This is a genomic window from Blastococcus sp. SYSU DS0552 (assembly GCF_054050815.1).
Genome location: NZ_JBJHAB010000003.1, coordinates 88,314 through 104,172, shown reverse-complemented (window position 1 = coordinate 104,172; position 15,859 = coordinate 88,314). Strand labels below are relative to the sequence as shown.

Here is a 15,859-nt window from a genome sequence, read left to right as displayed (position 1 = left end):
CGGCGGCACGGGACAGCGGCAGTACGGCAGCCGGTTCAGTCGGCGGTGGCGTACTGCAGCGTGAGGCCGCCATCGTAGGCGGGCACCGTCACCTGGGGCCGCTCGCGTACCTCGAACGTGAGGCCGAAGGCCGCGACCGCCTGCTCGAAGACCGCGACCTGCGGCGAGGCGTCCAGCGCCGACTCCACGGCGGTGGCGTCGACGACGGCGGTGACCACGAACGGCGGGGAGTAGGTGCGTCCGCGCAGCAGCAGGGTGTTCCCCACGCAGCGCACGGCGCTCGTGGAGATGAGCCGCTGGTCCATGATCGCCACCCCGTCGGCGCCGGCCGCCCAGACGGCGTTCACGACCGCCTGCACGTCGCTCTGGTGGATGACCAGGTCGTCGGGGCGGGCGCCGCTGGGCAGGGTGCCGTCGGACCGCTGCGGCGCGTCGTCGAGGGTGATGACCACCCCCGCGCCCGCGACCGGTGTCAGGCCCGCGGCCTCGGCGCCGGCCTCGCCGCGGGCCTGAGCCTCGGCGACGGCGCCGTCCCGGCTCGCGACCTGCTCGGTGAGCCGCTGCACCTGCTCCTGCAGCTCGGCCAGCTGGCGTTCCTGCCGGGCCACCGCGGCGTCGCGCTCCTCCACCAGCTGGGAGAGCTGGGTGACCTCACCGGCGCGCAGGTCGTTGCCCTGAGCGGTCCGGCCCGACGTGGCGAAGAGCAGCCCGGCCGCGAGAGCGACCACGGGCACGAGCGCGCCCCAGGGCGACACGCGGTGTCCGGACGACGACCAGCGGGCCACGGGCACCTCCTCCAGCCGGGACCGACGTCGGCGCGTACGGGTGAGGCACCGGTGCCGACGTCGTTCCGAAGTTTAGTCTGGGTGACAGTTTCCGGTCGGGGAGGACGAGCCCGGCCCCCGGGAGGGAGTAGGCACGTGCCCAAGTCGAAGGTGCGCAAGAAGTCGGTGTACACGCCGCCGGAGGACGTGCTCCGTTCCCGGGGCACGCAGTCGAAGGCGTTGCAGCCCAGCCCGCGCTGGTACGCGCCGGTGATGGTGACCCTCATGCTGCTGGGGCTGCTCTGGATCGTCGTCTACTACGTGGCCGGCGACCGGATCCCCCTGATGGTCTCGCTGTCGGCGTGGAACTTCGCCATCGGCTTCGGCGTCATGGTGGCCGGTCTGATCATGTCGATGCGCTGGCGATAGCGGACCGACCGGTCCCGCGCCCGCGAGGCCCCGTTCGAGGCCCCCGTCCCCCACCAGGGACGGGGGCCTCGGTCGTCGTGGAGCACTTCCGGCCGCCATGTGGACGCTGTGCACAGCCATCGGCTCCGTCCACAGGTCGACATGGCGCCCCGCCCCCAGGGTTGTCCACCGAGTGTGGAGGGAGCGCGCGGGCGGGAACGCGCCTGGCCTGCGGTTTCTCTGCCGATGGTGCTCCTGTGACAGGACGTCCAACGGCGTAACTACAGACGTGTGAGTCTGTCCCCAGCTGTGTACTCAGCTGTGGACGAGTCGACATGTCCGTGCGTCACCGACGCCGACCGTGCGGCGGTCGTACCCGCCCTGACCTGCGCATACACCCGGTCGGGGCGCTCTCTGGACGGACCCGTCCGGGTCACCGGACGTCACCGGCCGAGCACGGACAGCGGTCCCGGCGGTGGACGACCACCAGCCCGGGACGACGCCAGCCCCCAGCCGGAGGGCCGGGGGCTGGCGCGGAGGCACCGGGATCGGTGCAGAGGTGGGACCGGTCAGGCGTCGAGCAGCTCCAGGATCGTCGCGTTGGCCGTGCCGCCGCCCTCGCACATCGTCTGCAGGCCGTAGCGGGTGCCCGTGGCCTGCATGTGGTGGACGAGCGTGGTCATGATGCGGGCGCCCGAGCCACCCAGCGGGTGGCCCAGCGCGATCGCACCACCGAGGGGGTTCAGCCGGCCGGCGTCGGCCCCGGTGTCGGCCATCCAGGCCAGGGGGACCGGGGCGAACGCCTCGTTGACCTCGAACACGCCGATGTCGTCGACCGACAGGCCGGAGCGCGCCAGCACCTTCTGCGTCGCCGGGATCGGCGCGGTCAGCATGATCACCGGGTCGTCACCGGCCATCACCGTCGTGTGGATGCGCACAAGGGGCCGCAGCCCCAGCTCGCGCGCCTTCTCGCTGGTGGTCACCAGCAGTGCCGCCGAGCCGTCGGAGATCTGGCTGGCGTTGCCGGCGCTGATCACCCCGTCCTCCTTGAACGGGGTCTTCAGCGAGGCCAGCTTCTCCAGGGTGCCGCCGGGCCGGATGCCCTCGTCGGCGCTGACCACCGTGCCGTCGTCGAGGGTGACCGGGGCGATCTCCTCGTCGAAGGCGCCGTCGGCCTGCGCCTTCGCCGCCTTCTCGTGGGAGGCCAGGGCGAACTCGTCGAGCTGGGTGCGGGAGAAGCCCCAGCGCTCGGCGATCATCTCGGCGCCGATGCCCTGGTTGGGGTAGACGCCGTCGTACCGCTCGAGGAAGCGCGGGCCCAGTGGCTTGCCAGCGATGCCGTCCGCCCGGGCCGACCCCATGGGCACCCGGCTCATCGACTCCACGCCGCCGGCGACGACGACGTCGGCCTGGCCGCTGATGACCGTGGCCGCGGCGAAGGCGACGGCCTGCTGCGAGGACCCGCACTGCCGGTCGATCGTGGTGCCGGGCACCGACTCGGGCCAGCCGGCGGCCAGGGGTGCGTTGCGGCCGATGTTGAACGTCTGCTCCCCGACCTGGCTCACGCAGCCCCAGAAGACGTCCTCGACGACGGCCGGGTCGATCCCCGAGCGCTCGGCGAGTGCGTTGAGCACGTGCGCGGAGAGGTCGACCGCGTGCACGCCGGACAGCCCTCCCCCGCGCTTCCCCACCGGTGTACGGACGGCGGCACAGATGACGGCATCACGCATGGACCCACTCCTCGTCGACGACGATCCGGCGCGGCCGGGACCGGCCACCCCGTCGCGATCGTATGTTCCACGTCACCCCTGGCAGGCTGGCGGCGTGCACTGGTCCCCTCCGGCCTACGTCCCGGCGGTCCTCGCGGCATGCGCCGCGCTGCTCGGGGCGGCCACCCTGCTGCTGGATGCGCCCGGCCGGCTGCTGGTGGGCGGCGCGGCCCTGCTGCTGCTCGGGCTCGCCGCTCGCGAGGCGCTGCTGCGGCCTCGGCTGGCCACCGGCCCCGACGGCGTGACGGTGCGCACGCTGACCGGCACCCGCGTGCTCCCGTGGGGGCTGCTGCGCGTGCACGTGCGCAGCGCCCGCCGCTGGGGGACGACGGTGCGCACCCTGGAGCTGGAGGCGCCTGCCGCGGGCGACGACGACGGGGTGCTCGTCATCCTGGGCCGGTGGGACCTGGGCGCGGACCCCGCGACGGTGGCCGGCGAGCTGGCGCAGCTGCACCCGCGGAGCGGCCCGGCGACGTGATCTCGCGGACCGCCGGGCCGCCGGGCCGCCGCTGCGCCGGCACCGTCGTGGTCAGGCCGCCCCGACGTGGGAGACGCCGAGGGCCAGCGCGACCAGGAGCACCGCCAGCAGCCCGATGCCGATCGCCTGGACCGCCGTCCTCCGCCGTGTGCCGACGAACAGGGCGGCGACGGCCGCGCCGGTGACGAGGCCGCCCAGGTGGCCCAGGAGCGAGACCCCGGGCAGGAAGCTGATGAAGATGTTGATCCCCAGCAGCACGAGGATGCCGCGCACGTCCTGCCGACGCAGCACCATGAGGACGCCCAGGGCCCCCAGGAGGCCGTAGATGGCCGTCGAGGCGCCTGCGACCGGCCGGGTGAAGTCCCCGAACAGCTGGATGGCCGTGGAGCCGCCCAGCGCCGACACGAAATAGAGCGCCAGGAACCGCAGGCGGCCGAGCTGGCGCTCCAGCTCGGAGCCGAAGATCAGCAGGGCCAGCATGTTGAGCACCAGGTGCACCAGGCCGATGTGCAGGAAGGTGGCCGTCAGCAGCCGCCACGGCTCCCCGAGCTCCACCAGCAGCGGGTACTGGGACAGGGCGGTGAACACCGGGGAGCGGTAGTTCTCCAGCGGGGCGTTGCCGACCAGGCCGGCCGAGACCGCCGTCACCAGGAACATGACGACGTTGACCGCGATCAGCGTCAGCGTGACGCTGCCCCAGCGCGACGCCGCGGCGGAGACGCCGGAGGTGCGCCGGGGGGCGCGGACCGAGGCAGCGCCCGCGCGCACGCACTCCGGGCACTGGAAGCCCACCGACGCCGGGATCATGCAGTCGGGGCAGATGGGCCGGCCGCACCGCGCGCACGAGATGCCCGTGGGCCGCTCGGGATGGCGGTAGCAGGCCGGCGGCGGGGGCGGCGGCTGGTCGGCCGCCCCCCCGCCGTGCGGTTCCGTGCTCAGCTGCGCTGCACCTCGACGGACTGGATCACCACGTCCTCGACGGGGCGGTCGTTGCGGCCGGTGGGCACGGCGGCGATCCGGTCGACGACCTCGCGGCTGGGCTGGTCGGCGACCTCACCGAAGATCGTGTGCTTGCCGGTCAGCCACGTGGTGGGGGCGACGGTGATGAAGAACTGCGAGCCGTTCGTGCCCGGGCCCGCGTTGGCCATGGCCAGCAGGTAGGGCTTGGTGAAGGCCAGGTCGGGGTGGATCTCGTCGCCGAACTGGTAGCCCGGACCGCCGATGCCCTGACCGAGCGGGTCGCCGCCCTGGATCATGAAGCCGGGGATGATCCGGTGGAAGATCGTGCCGTCGTAGAGCTTGTCCGTCGTCTTCTCGCGGGTCGCGGGGTGCGTCCACTCGCGGGCGCCCTCGGCGAGGTCGGCGAAGTTGGCGACCGTCTTGGGCGCGTGGTCGGGGAACAGGTCCACGGTGATGTCGCCGTGGTTGGTGTGCAGGACCGCGCGGCGGGCGGGAGTCGATTCAGTCACGGCTCCACTCTCCCACCGCCGTGCCGACCGGGCGTCGCGGGGCCGGTTTCACGTGGAGCCGGGACGCCGGGCGGGCGCCGGGGGTGGAGACGAGGGGAATCGAACCCCTAACCCCCGCCTTGCAAAGGCGGTGCTCTGCCAATTGAGCTACGTCCCCGGGCGGCCGTGGTCGGCCGGTGGTTCAGCGGGTGGGCGTGCTGACCGCGCCCGGACCGCTCGTCGCTTCGCGCCAGAGGTCGGCCTCGGTGCGGCCGGCCGACCGCTTCCGGACGGCGACGAGTGCACCGGCCGCAGCGGCGGCGAGCGCCAGCTTCTTCAGCACGCGGAGAACCTCCTCGGGCGCTTCGCTCGCCGCGGGGGCGACGTGCGGGTCACTCGGAACCGTGAGGCTCCGGTGCACGGGTGGGCCTGGGAGGACTTGAACCTCCGGCCTCATCCTTATCAGGGATGCGCTCTAACCGCCTGAGCTACAGGCCCGTGAACCTCGAAAAGCGTACCTGACCCCTGGAGCGCTCCCTGCAGGGGGCCCACTCGCACGGAGTGCTCCCCCGTCCGCGCCGGCTCACGGGTCCGCCTTCGGCGAACTCGGGCCCTGCGCCGGCCCCTGGACCCCCGCTTCCCCCGCGCCGGCCCGCGCTCTGGGGGTGTTGTCCGTGCTCCCGGGACCCTGCAGGCCCACCAGAGCGCAAGATGAACCCCTACAGCGCCTGCCCGGTCGTCCCGAATAGGCCCGGAGGGTCCGCGCAGGGACGACGGACACGCTCCGCCCGACCGGGGACGGCACCTGGCCGCCGCGTCCTCCGGAGGAGGACGGAGTGCTCAGTCGCGCTCGGAGAGCGTGACCTCGAGCCCCCCGACCAGGTCGGAGCAGAGGTTGTAGATGAACGTGCCGACGGTGCACAGCGCAGTGAGCAGGACGACGTTGATGGCGCCGATGAGCGCCGCGCCCCAGAACACGACTCCGATCGTCACGACGTCCCCGGAGGACGCGTTCCCCGAGGCGCTGCCGATCTGCCCGAAGAGGTCGTTCACCGCGTCGAAGACGCCGAGCCCGCCGAGCACCATGTAGAGCAGGCCGACCGCCACCATCCAGATGAAGAAGAGGGCGATCGACAGCATCAGCGAGATCTTCAGCGCCGACCAGGTGTCGATGTGGCGGATCTGCAGCCGGGCCCGGCGGGGGCCACGGCCGGCCTTGCCCCGACCGGAGCGGGCACCCCCGACGCTGACGCCGACCGGACCGGCTGCGCCGTCCGGGGTGCCCGCGGACTGCTCCGCGCCGGGAGCCTGCGCCTGCGGCGTCGAGCCCTGCGGCGCCGGACCCTGCTGTGTCGCAGCCTGCTGCGTCGAGGCCTGCGGCGCCGAGCCCTGCTGAGTCGAACCGGGCTGCGCCGGGGAGGAACCGGTGTCCGGGGCCAGCGGCTGCGGGACCACCGGGGCCGCCCCGGTGCCAGGGGACTGGACCCGCTGACTGCCGGTCGCGGGGATGGACTGCGTGGGGGCGGGGTTGCCGTGGGTGGGCGTGCCCTCCGCCGCGCTTCCGTCCCCGGCCCGGGAGTCGGTGCGCACCGAACCGTCCGTCCGGTCGCTCATGCCTGTCTCCCGTTCCGCAGCGGCTGTGCCGCTCCTTCGGTCCCGGGCTCCGCGACGGCTCGTGACCGCCGCGGAGCCGCAGTCTCCTGCGTGCCTAGCTACTCACCCTAGGCGGAGGGCTCGTCGTTGTCCGTCGTACGCGCGATCGCCACGATGGAGACGTCCTCCGGCAAGTTCATCAGCTTGACACCCATCGTGGCCCGATCCTTGTTGTGGCGCACGCCGTTGACCGGCGTCCGGATCACGCCACCCCCGGAGGTGATCGCGTACAGCTCGTCGCCGAGGGTCACGGCCAGCGCCCCCACCAGGGCCCCCTTGCGGGCCTTCGGGTCGGCGGTGAGCACGCCCTTGCCGCCCCGGCCCTGGTTCGGGTAGTTCTCGATGCCGGTGCGCTTGGCGAAGCCGCGCTCCGTGGCGACGAGGACGTCCACCCCCTCCTGCGCGACGATCATCGACAGCAGCCGGTCGTCGTCGGCCAGCGAGATGCCGCGCACGCCCTCGGTCGCCCGGCCCATCGGACGCAGCGCGGCGTCGTCGGCCTTGAAGCGGATCGACATCGCCTTGCGGGTGACCAGCAGCAGGTCCTGGTCGGGGCCGATCAGCGCGGCGCCGACCAGTTCGTCGCCGTCGCGCAGGTTGATGGCGATCACGCCACCCTGGCGCGGGGAGTCGAAGTCGGTCAGCCGGGTCTTCTTGACCTGGCCCTTCGCGGTGGCGAGCACCAGGTACGGCGCGACCGTGTAGTCCTTGATCTGCATGACCTGGGCGATCTTCTCGTCCGGCTGGAACGCGAGGATGTTCGCCACGTGCGCACCGCGGGCGGTCCGGTTGGCCTCCGGCAGCTCGTAGGCCTTCGCCCGGTAGACCCGGCCCTTGTTCGTGAAGAACAGGATCCAGTCGTGGGTGGAGCCGACGAAGAAGTGGTCGACGATGTCGTCCTGCTTCAGCTGCGCTCCCATGACGCCCTTGCCGCCCCGGCGCTGCGACCGGTAGAGGTCGCTCTTCGTGCGCTTGGCGTACCCGGTGCGGGTGATGGTGACGACGACCTCCTCCTCGGCGATGAGGTCCTCCATCGAGACGTCACCCTCGTTGGCGACGAACTGGGTGCGCCGGTCGTCGCCGTACTTCTCGACGATCTCGGCCAGCTCGTCACGGACGATCTGCCGCTGCCGCTCGGGGGACTCGAGGATGGCCTGCAGGTCGGCGATCCGGGCCTCGATCTCGGCGAGCTCGTCGAGGATCCGCTGCCGCTCCAGCGCGGCGAGCCGGCGCAGCTGCAGGTCGAGGATCGAGACGGCCTGGATCTCGTCGACGTCGAGCAGCTCCATCAGGCCGGTGCGCGCGGCGTCGGCCGACTCGCTGCTCCGGATGAGGGCGATGACGGCGTCCAGCTGGTCCAGCGCCTTGGCGTAACCGCGCAGGATGTGCGCGCGCTCCTCGGCCTTGCGCAGCCGGTAGCGGGTGCGCCGCTGGATGACCTCGATCTGGTGCAGCACCCAGTTGCGCACCAGCTCGTCGAGGCGCAGCGTGCGCGGGACGCCGTCGACGATGGAGAGCATGTTGCAGCCGAAGGACGTCTGCAGCTGGGTGTGCTTGTAGAGGTTGTTCAGCACGACCTTGGCGACGGCGTCGCGGCGCAGCGTGATGACGAGCCGGCGGCCGACCCGGTCGCTGGACTCGTCGGCGATCTCGCTGATGCCCTGCAGGCGGCCTTCGCGGACGCCCTCGGCGATCGCCTCGGCGAGGTTGTCGGGGTTGACCTGGTAGGGCAGCTCGGTGACGACCAGCTGCACCCGCCCGCGGCTGTCCTCCTCGACGGTGACGACGGCGCGCATCCGCACGGAGCCGCGGCCGGTGCGGTACGCGTCCTCGATGCCCTCGCGGCCGACGATCAGGCCGTGGGTCGGGAAGTCGGGGCCCTTGATCCGCTCCATGCACGCGGTCAGGGCCTCCTCGGCCTCCGCCTCGGGGTGGTCGAGCATCCAGAAGACCGCCTGGGCCACCTCGCGCAGGTTGTGCGGGGGCATGTTGGTGGCCATGCCGACCGCGATCCCGGCCGAGCCGTTGATCAGCAGGTTCGGGATGCGCGAGGGCAGGACGACGGGCTCTTCGGTGCGGCCGTCGTAGTTGCCCTGGAAGTCGACGGTCTCCTCGTCGATGCCGGCCAGCATCTCCATCGCCAGCGGCGTGAGCCGGCACTCGGTGTACCGCATCGCGGCCGCCGGGTCGTTGCCCGGGGAGCCGAAGTTGCCCTGCCCGTCGATCAGCGGGTAGCGCATCGACCAGGGCTGGGCCAGCCGCACGAGGGCGTCGTAGATCGCCGAGTCACCGTGCGGGTGGTAGTTACCCATCACCTCGGCGACGGGGCGGGCGCACTTGACGTACCCGCGGTCGGGGCGGAAGCCCTGGTCGTACATGGCGAACAGCACGCGCCGGTGCACCGGCTTGAGGCCGTCGCGCACCTCGGGCAGTGCGCGGCCCACGATCACGCTCATCGCGTAGTCGATGTAGCTGCGCTGCATCTCCTGCTGGAGGTCGACCGCTTCGACGCGGTCGCGGGGTGGGGTCTCCGTCACGGTTCAGATCTCCACAGGTCGGTGCACAGGGGTGGACAAAAGGCCAAGTCGACCGTTAAAGGACCCCGTCCTCCCACCCTTCGCGAGCTCAGGGCGGGACCCGGGACGGGGCCTCAGACGTCGAGGAAGCGGACGTCCTTGGCGTTGCGGGTGATGAAGCTGCGCCGCGCCTCGACGTCCTCGCCCATGAGCACGCTGAAGATCTCGTCCGCGGCTGCGGCGTCCTCGAGGGTGACCTGGCGGAGGATCCGGGTCTCGGGGTTCATCGTGGTCTCCCAGAGCTCGCTGGCGTTCATCTCACCGAGCCCCTTGAACCGCTGGATCATCTCGTCCTTGATCTTGCGGCCGCTCTCGACGCCGGCCTTCACGACCGCGTCGCGCTCCTTGTCGCTGTAGGCGTACTCGTCGCCGATCTTGCCGCCCCACTTGATCTTGTAGAGCGGGGGCTTGGCCAGGTAGACGTACTGGCCCTCGACCAGCGGCCGCATGAAGCGGAACAGCAGCGTCAGCAGCAGGGTGCTGATGTGCTGGCCGTCGACGTCGGCGTCGGCCATCAGCACGATCTTGTGGTAGCGCAGCTTCGAGATGTCGAACTCGTCGTGGATGCCGGTGCCGAACGCGGTGATCATCGACTGGACCTCGGTGTTCTTCAGCACCCGGTCGATGCGCGCCTTCTCGACGTTGATGATCTTGCCGCGGATGGGCAGGATCGCCTGGTACATCGAGTCGCGGCCGGACTTCGCCGAGCCGCCGGCGGAGTCGCCCTCGACGATGTAGACCTCGGAGTTGCGCGGGTCGGTGGAGCGGCAGTCGGCCAGCTTGCCGGGCAGCCCGCTCACCGACAGCAGGCTCTTGCGAGCCAGCTTGCGGGCGTCCTGCGCCGCGCGGCGGGCGCGAGCCGCGGAGGCCGCCTTGGTGATGATCGTCTTGGCCTCGGTCGGGTTGGCCTCGAACCAGTGGCCGATCTGCTCGTTGCACACCCGCTGCACGAAGCCCTTGACCTCGGTGTTCCCGAGCTTGGTCTTCGTCTGGCCCTCGAACTGCGGGTCGCCGAGCTTGACCGAGACGATCGCCGCCAGGCCCTCGCGGATGTCGTCCCCGGTGAGCTTGTCGTCCTTCTCCTTGAGGAGCTTCTTCTCCACCGCGTACCGGTTCACGATGGAGGTGAGCGCCGCGCGGAAACCCTCCTCGTGGGTGCCGCCCTCGTGGGTGTTGATGATGTTCGCGAAGGTGTGCACCGACTCGGAGTAGGCGTCGGACCACTGCATCGCGATCTCCACCGACATCGCGGTGTCGTTCTTGCCCACGCCGTCGGCGGAGAAGCCGATGACCGACTTGTGGATCGGCGTCTTGCGCCGGTTGATGTAGGCCACGTAGTCGACCAGGCCGCCGTCGTACCGGTAGGTGACCTCGGTCGGCTCGAACGCCTCCTCCTCGCCCGCGACCGGCGCGGCCGCCTCGGCCAGCGACTCCTCGCCGATGCCGGTCTCGGCCTTGCCGTGACCGGGGCGCTCGTCGCGCACCACGATGGTCAGGCCCTTGTTCAGGAAGGCCATCTCCTGCAGGCGCCGGCTGATCGTGTCGAACGAGTACGTCGTCGTCTCGAAGATCGTCGGGTCGGCCCAGAAGGTGATCGCGGTGCCGCGCTTCTTGGTGGGACCGATCTCCTGCAGCGGACCGGGCTTGGCCTCCGCGTACTCCTGGAACCACTCCTTGCCGTGGGTCCAGACACGCACGTCGAGCCTCGTGGACAGCGCGTTGACGACGGTGACGCCGACGCCGTGCAGACCACCGGAGACGCCGTAGCTCTTCCCGTCGAACTTCCCGCCCGCGTGCAGGACGGTCATGATCACCTCGACGGTGGGCCGCTTCTCGACCGGGTGCATGTCCACCGGGATGCCGCGGCCGTTGTCCTCGACCCGGACGCCGCCGTCGGCCAGCAGGGTCACCCGGACGGTGTCGCAGTAGCCGGCCAGGGCCTCGTCGACGGCGTTGTCCACGACCTCCCACACCATGTGGTGCAGGCCGCGCTCGCCGGTCGAGCCGATGTACATGCCGGGGCGCTTGCGCACCGCCTCGAGACCCTCGAGGACGGTGATGGAGCTGCCCGAGTATGCGGACTCGGTCTGGGGTGCTGCGACCACGTGGGGCCTTCCTCTCGAGCAACCGGCGCATCGCGGCCCCAGCCGGTGCGGGGGGCTCGACGGCGCAGGCGGGCGCTCAGCCGGTTGCTGGCGGTTTTCGTCTCCCACGATACCGCGAGGTGTGACAGGAACAGCGTCGTGCACGCCCTCACGCCGTGTCTGCGCCTCTCGCGGGAGCTCCGCCACCATCCTGCTTGGCCCCCACCCCGACACGCCGTCAGGGCGACGCTGGCCGGTTCCGCGGCGCGCGCGGCCGTCGGAGGGGCCGCAGACTCGGCCGTATGGCACCCCCGGCCGCCGCCCCCGGCAACGACCAGTCCGGCCCGCCCCTCACCTGCCTCGTCACCGGAGCCACGGGCTACGTGGGGGGTCGTCTCGTGCCCGCGCTCCTCGCCGCCGGCCACCGCGTGCGGGTCATGAGCCGCTCGCCGGAGCGGCTGCAGGACCACCCGTGGGCGGGGGACGTGGAGATCGTGCGCGCCGACGCGGGGGACGCGCCGTCGGTCGCAGCGGCGTGCGCCGGGGTCGACGTCGTCTACTACCTGATCCACGCGCTGGGGACCGGGCCGGAGTTCGAGGCGGCCGACCGGCACACCGCGACGGTGATGGCCGCGGCGGTGCGGGCGGCCGGCGCCGGCCGGCTGGTCTACCTGGGCGGGATGGCGCCGGCTGACGAGGAGCTCTCCCCGCACCTGCGCTCCCGGGCCGAGGTCGCGGCGATCCTGCTCGGTTCCGGCGTGCCGACGGTGGTGCTGCGCGCCGCCGTCGTCCTGGGCTCGGGGTCGGCGTCCTTCGAGATGCTGCGGCACCTGACCGAGCGGTTGCCGGTGATGGTCACGCCCCGGTGGGTGCACAGCCGGATCCAGCCGATCGCGATCCGCGACGTGCTGCGGTACCTCGTCGCCTGCGCCCGGCTGCCGGCCGACGTGCACCGCTGCTTCGACATCGGCGGCCCCGACGTCATGGACTACGCCATGATGATGCGTCGCTACGCCCGGGTCGCGGGGCTGCCGCGGCGGCGCATCCTGCCGGTGCCGATCTTCACCCCGTCGCTGTCCAGCCACTGGGTCGGCCTCATCACGCCGGTGCCCGCGTCCATCGCGCGCCCGCTGGTCGAGTCGCTGCGCAACACCGTCGTCGCGACCGAGCACGACATCGCCCGCTACGTGCCCGATCCGCCGGAGGGGCTGCTCGGCTTCGACGAGGCGGTGCGGCTGGCCATCCAGCGGGTGCACGACTCCGACGTCGTGACCCGCTGGGCGTCGGCGTCGGTCCCGGCGCGCCCTCCGACCCGCTGCCGACCGACCCGGACTGGGCGGGGGGCAGCCTCTACGTCGACGAGCGGGTGCGGCCCACGACCGCTCCGGCCGAGACCGTGTGGCAGGTGGTGGAGGGCATCGGCGGGGACGCCGGCTGGTACTCCTGGCCGCTGGCCTGGCGGGTCCGCGGCTGGCTGGACCGGGCGGTCGGTGGGGTGGGTCTGCGGCGGGGACGGCGCGACCCCGACGAGCTCTACGTCGGCGATGCGCTGGACTTCTGGCGGGTCGAGGAGCGCGAGGAGGGCCGGCTGCTCCGGCTGCGCGCCGAGATGCGGCTGCCCGGGCTCGCCTGGCTGGAGTTCCACGTGGAACACGACCCGGCCGCGGGCGGTACGACCCTGCGCCAGCGGGCGACCTTCGCCCCGCGCGGGCTGGCCGGGCACCTGTACTGGTGGGCGGTCGCCCTCTTCCACGGCTTCGTCTTCGGCGGCATGCTGCGCGGCATCACCCGGGCGGCCGAGCAACGCAGCGGACGGGCAGACGCGCCGTCCTGGCTCACCACGCGGGGTCCTGGCTCAGCGTCGACGGTGAGCCAGGACCCCTGACGATCAGGTGACCTGATCATCAGCGGACTCAGACGAGCAGCTGGGCGGCGGCGAGCTCCCGGTAGAGCGGGCTCGTGCCGACCAGCTCGTCGTGGGTGCCGCGGGCGACCACCCGGCCCTCGTCGAGCACCACGATCTGGTCGCTGTCGAGGACGGTGGACAGCCGGTGGGCGACGACGAGCAGCGCCCGGCCCGCCGACGCCGCCGCCAGCGTCGTGCGCAGCAGGCCCTCGTTCCGCGCGTCCAGGCTCGCCGTCGGCTCGTCGAGCAGCAGCAGCTCCGGCCGGGCGAGCAGGGAGCGGGCGATGGCCAGGCGCTGCCGCTCACCCCCGGAGAGCAGCACGCCCTCGTCGCCGACCAGCACGTCCAGGCCGCGCGGGGACCGGCGCACCACCTCGGTCAGGCCCACGTCGGCGAGCACCGCCCACAGCTCGGGATCGGTCGCGTCGGGCCGGGTGAGCAGCAGGTTGTCGCGCACCGACCCCGCCAGGACCGGCGCCTCCTGCTCCACGTAGCCGAGCCGGGCGCGCAGGGCCGCCCGGGGCAGGTCGCGGACGTCGGTGCCCGCCCACCGGATCGCCCCGCCGGAGAGCGGGTAGAAGCCCTCGATCAGCGCCAGGACCGTCGACTTGCCCGCACCCGACGGGCCGACCAGCGCGACCCGGCTGCCGGCCGGGACCTGGAGGGACACCCCGTGCAGCACGGGGGTGCCGTCGGGGTAGGCGAACGACACGTCGTCGAGCTCCAGCAGCGGTGCGCCGGCGACCGGCGCCACTGATCCCGACCCGGTGCGCTGCGGGCGCTCGTCGTCCTCCGGCGCGAGGGCGAGCACCTCCTGGATCCGGGCGAGCGCGCCCAGGCCGGTCTGCAGCTGGGTCCACGCGCTGATCGCCTGCCCCAGGGGCATGACCAGCAGGAACAGGTACAGGATGAAGGCGACCAGGGACGCCACGGTGATCGAGCCGCTCGCCACCCGGTAGCCGCCGACGCCGAGCACCGCCAGGAAGGCCCCCTGGACGGCGATCGAGCCGGCCGGCGAGACCAGCGCCTCCAGCCGGGCCACCTGCACGCCGGCCGCGTAGGCGCGGCGGGCACTGGCGCCCACGGCCGCGACCTCCCGCGTCGTGGCCCCGCTGGCCCGGATGGTGCGGACCGCCGACAGCGCCCGCTCGACCGCCGCCGTCATCGCCCCGACCTCCTCCTGGGCGCGCTGCGACAGCCGGCGCACGCCGCGGGAGGCGAGGACGGCGGCGACCGCACCGACGGCGACGGCCAGCACCGTGACGAGCAGCAGCCAGACGTCGACCACGGCCATGGCCACCAGGGCGCCCACCCCGACGACCACCGAGCCGGCGACCTCGACCACGCCGGCGGTCACGGTGGCGCGCAGCAGCGTGGTGTCCGAGCCCACCCGGGACATCAGGTCGCCGGTGCGGCGGCGGTCGTACTCCGCCACGGGGAGCCGCAGCAACCGGTCGACCAGGGTCAGCCGGGTGGTGAGCACGAACCCCTCGGCCGTGCGCTGCAGGACGAACTGCTGCACCGCCGAGAGGGCCGACGCGGCCACCAGCACGACCACGAGCAGCCCGACCGCGGGAAGCAGCGGGTCGCCGGCACCCACCACGTCGATGACCCGCGCCACGAGAGCCGGCTGGGCGAGCGCAGCGGCCGCGCCGACCAGCGACAGCCCGGCGGCCAGCAGGAGCTGGCGGCGGTGCGGGCGCAGGAGCGGCAGCAGGTCGGCCAGCCGCGCGGCCGGGGCAGGGCCGTCCGCCGGAGCTGTCACCGCGGGCGACGCCGTCAGGCGCCGGCGGTGAGGCCGGCGGTGATCGCCGTCAGCAGCCGCGTGTGGTGCTCCAGCAACTGCGGCCGGTGCCCGTCGGGCCGGACCGCCGCCACGTGCCCCGCAGCCGACCAGAACTCGTCGCCGTCGTCGCTGCCGAGCAGCAGCGCGTGCACGGCCGGGTCCTGGGCCAGGCGGCGCAGCCGCGGGTCGTCCTCGGCGGCCAGCAGCAGCCAGCGGGCGTCGAAGGCCTCGTCGCCGCTGGGCATCGGCACGAGGCCGCCGGTCCGGTGCCGCCAGAAGCGGGCCGGGCTCAGCCGGAAGCCCGGCACGCTGCCCAGCATCGGGACGGCGGTGACCGCGTACTCCGGCACGAGGTAGCGGCCCGACGCGTAGACGACGTCGAACGCGACCAGCTCGAGCGTGCCCGCCCGGCCGCGCAGCACGTTCCCCGCCCGGTGGTCCTTGGTGGCGCGCACGGGAGCGCTGGCGATCAGGTCGGCGAGGGGGGCGTCCTCCGGAGCGGTGCCGTCGGACACCGTCCAGCCGTTCTGCAGCGCCCATCCCTGGGCGCCCACCAGGTCGCCCTCGTAGCGGAACACCTGCTCGACGGCGCCCGGCGTGCGCCGGCGGCGGCCGAACAGCCCCCGTCGCGCCGGCTGCTCCGGCGGCGGGAACTCCTGGGGCGGGAACTGCTGCTGGGGGTGCTGCTCCTGCGGGGGCTGTGCCTGCGGGTACTGCGGGCCCTGCGGCGGCGGGTAGCCCGCCGGCGGCACGTCCTCCCGGGGCGGCGCCGGGCGCTCGGGCTCCGCGGCGGGCAGGTCCCACCCCGGGGGCTGCCAGGGCTGGTTCGCGGGCGGCTCGTCGCGGGGCGTCCTCCGCCGGTCGGCGAAGTTGGGGCGGTCCTCGTCCTCGGCCCCGCCGCCGCCGAGGTGCGGCGGCTCGCGCCAGCCGCGGCCGTCGCCGTCGTCGAAGCCGTCCCGGTCACCGTCGCGGGGGGTGCTCATACCT

At 73.0% G+C, this 15,859-nt stretch carries 15 protein-coding genes, 2 tRNA genes and 1 pseudogene; 4 read left to right on the top strand and 14 right to left on the bottom strand.

Translation table 11 applies throughout. From position 1 onward, the window contains the following. Positions 1-35: 35 nt before the first annotated feature. Positions 36-755, bottom strand: coding sequence for a DUF881 domain-containing protein (locus ACI8AG_RS04150; RefSeq protein WP_456596025.1), 720 nt, complete (start codon positions 753-755; stop codon positions 36-38). Between the two features lie 165 nt (positions 756-920). On the opposite strand from ACI8AG_RS04150, the gene crgA reads away from it, so the two are divergent. Beyond that, positions 921-1,193, top strand: coding sequence for a cell division protein CrgA (crgA, locus tag ACI8AG_RS04145; protein WP_456589575.1), 273 nt, complete (start codon positions 921-923; stop codon positions 1,191-1,193). A 548-nt stretch (positions 1,194-1,741) separates the two neighbouring features. Here crgA and ACI8AG_RS04140 read toward each other — a convergent pair. Then, the gene (locus tag ACI8AG_RS04140; protein ID WP_456596024.1) at positions 1,742-2,902 is read right to left on the bottom strand and encodes a thiolase family protein; all 1,161 of its coding nucleotides are present in this window, start codon (positions 2,900-2,902) and stop codon (positions 1,742-1,744) included. A 94-nt stretch (positions 2,903-2,996) separates the two neighbouring features. Between ACI8AG_RS04140 and ACI8AG_RS04135 the strand changes: the two genes are divergently transcribed. Continuing rightward, on the top strand, positions 2,997-3,419 hold the full coding sequence (locus tag ACI8AG_RS04135) for a PH domain-containing protein (RefSeq protein WP_456596023.1): 423 nt from the start codon (positions 2,997-2,999) through the stop codon (positions 3,417-3,419). A 51-nt stretch (positions 3,420-3,470) separates the two neighbouring features. Here the strand turns inward: ACI8AG_RS04135 and ACI8AG_RS04130 are convergent, their stop codons facing one another. The 8 genes from ACI8AG_RS04130 to gyrB all read right to left on the bottom strand — a co-directional run bounded on the left by ACI8AG_RS04130 (position 3,471) and on the right by gyrB (position 11,201). Beyond that, positions 3,471-4,226, bottom strand: coding sequence for a rhomboid family intramembrane serine protease (locus ACI8AG_RS04130; protein ID WP_456589578.1), 756 nt, complete (start codon positions 4,224-4,226; stop codon positions 3,471-3,473). 128 nt (positions 4,227-4,354) lie between these two features. Continuing rightward, entirely contained in the window at positions 4,355-4,888 is a 534-nt protein-coding gene (locus ACI8AG_RS04125; protein WP_456596022.1) for a peptidylprolyl isomerase, read from the bottom strand. An 84-nt stretch (positions 4,889-4,972) separates the two neighbouring features. Then, positions 4,973-5,045: transfer RNA gene (locus tag ACI8AG_RS04120), tRNA-Ala, on the bottom strand. Positions 5,046-5,069: 24 nt separating this feature from the next. Then, positions 5,070-5,210, bottom strand: a complete 141-nt coding sequence (locus ACI8AG_RS04115; RefSeq protein ID WP_456596021.1) for a DLW-39 family protein — start codon at positions 5,208-5,210, stop codon at positions 5,070-5,072. 81 nt (positions 5,211-5,291) lie between these two features. Beyond that, positions 5,292-5,365 (bottom strand) — tRNA-Ile (locus ACI8AG_RS04110). Between the two features lie 342 nt (positions 5,366-5,707). Further along, complete coding sequence (locus ACI8AG_RS04105; RefSeq protein ID WP_456596020.1) at positions 5,708-6,481, bottom strand: DUF3566 domain-containing protein; 774 nt, start codon at positions 6,479-6,481, stop codon at positions 5,708-5,710. 107 nt (positions 6,482-6,588) lie between these two features. After that, positions 6,589-9,057, bottom strand: a complete 2,469-nt coding sequence (gene gyrA, locus ACI8AG_RS04100; protein ID WP_456589582.1) for a DNA gyrase subunit A — start codon at positions 9,055-9,057, stop codon at positions 6,589-6,591. A gap of 113 nt (positions 9,058-9,170) precedes the next feature. Next, on the bottom strand, positions 9,171-11,201 hold the full coding sequence (gene gyrB / locus ACI8AG_RS04095) for a DNA topoisomerase (ATP-hydrolyzing) subunit B (protein WP_456596019.1): 2,031 nt from the start codon (positions 11,199-11,201) through the stop codon (positions 9,171-9,173). A gap of 281 nt (positions 11,202-11,482) precedes the next feature. Between gyrB and ACI8AG_RS04090 the strand changes: the two are divergent. Next, positions 11,483-11,839, top strand: a pseudogene (locus ACI8AG_RS04090) (NAD(P)H-binding protein); the annotation flags it as partial. Positions 11,840-11,847: 8 nt separating this feature from the next. Here ACI8AG_RS04090 and ACI8AG_RS04085 read toward each other — a convergent pair. Next, positions 11,848-12,165 (bottom strand): hypothetical protein, encoded by a 318-nt coding sequence (locus tag ACI8AG_RS04085; protein WP_456596018.1) that lies wholly within the window; start codon positions 12,163-12,165, stop codon positions 11,848-11,850. A 24-nt stretch (positions 12,166-12,189) separates the two neighbouring features. Beyond that, a complete protein-coding gene (locus tag ACI8AG_RS04080) occupies positions 12,190-12,357 on the bottom strand; it encodes a hypothetical protein (RefSeq protein ID WP_456596017.1) in 168 nt (55 codons plus the stop codon). A gap of 189 nt (positions 12,358-12,546) precedes the next feature. Here ACI8AG_RS04080 and ACI8AG_RS04075 point away from each other — a divergent pair, with 189 nt between their 5' ends. Beyond that, complete coding sequence (locus tag ACI8AG_RS04075) at positions 12,547-13,065, top strand: DUF2867 domain-containing protein (protein WP_456596016.1); 519 nt, start codon at positions 12,547-12,549, stop codon at positions 13,063-13,065. Positions 13,066-13,093: 28 nt separating this feature from the next. Here the strand turns inward: ACI8AG_RS04075 and ACI8AG_RS04070 are convergent, their stop codons facing one another. Both ACI8AG_RS04070 and ACI8AG_RS04065 read right to left on the bottom strand, forming a co-directional pair. Further along, complete coding sequence (locus ACI8AG_RS04070) at positions 13,094-14,851, bottom strand: ABC transporter ATP-binding protein (protein WP_456596015.1); 1,758 nt, start codon at positions 14,849-14,851, stop codon at positions 13,094-13,096. Between the two features lie 14 nt (positions 14,852-14,865). Beyond that, a complete protein-coding gene (locus ACI8AG_RS04065) occupies positions 14,866-15,855 on the bottom strand; it encodes a hypothetical protein (protein ID WP_456596014.1) in 990 nt (329 codons plus the stop codon). Positions 15,856-15,859: the final 4 nt, after the last annotated feature.

Excerpts from the sequence above, each read along its gene's own strand:
- ACI8AG_RS04140 (WP_456596024.1), bottom strand. The coding sequence starts at position 2,902 with ATGCGTGATGCCGTCATCTGTGCCGCCGTCCGTACACCGGTGGGGAAG.
- ACI8AG_RS04130 (WP_456589578.1), bottom strand. The coding sequence starts at position 4,226 with ATGATCCCGGCGTCGGTGGGCTTCCAGTGCCCGGAGTGCGTGCGCGCG.
- ACI8AG_RS04105 (WP_456596020.1), bottom strand. The coding sequence starts at position 6,481 with ATGAGCGACCGGACGGACGGTTCGGTGCGCACCGACTCCCGGGCCGGG.
- ACI8AG_RS04085 (WP_456596018.1), bottom strand. The coding sequence starts at position 12,165 with ATGACGTCGGGGCCGCCGATGTCGAAGCAGCGGTGCACGTCGGCCGGC.
- ACI8AG_RS04080 (WP_456596017.1), bottom strand. The coding sequence starts at position 12,357 with ATGTCGTGCTCGGTCGCGACGACGGTGTTGCGCAGCGACTCGACCAGC.
- ACI8AG_RS04065 (WP_456596014.1), bottom strand. The coding sequence starts at position 15,855 with ATGAGCACCCCCCGCGACGGTGACCGGGACGGCTTCGACGACGGCGAC.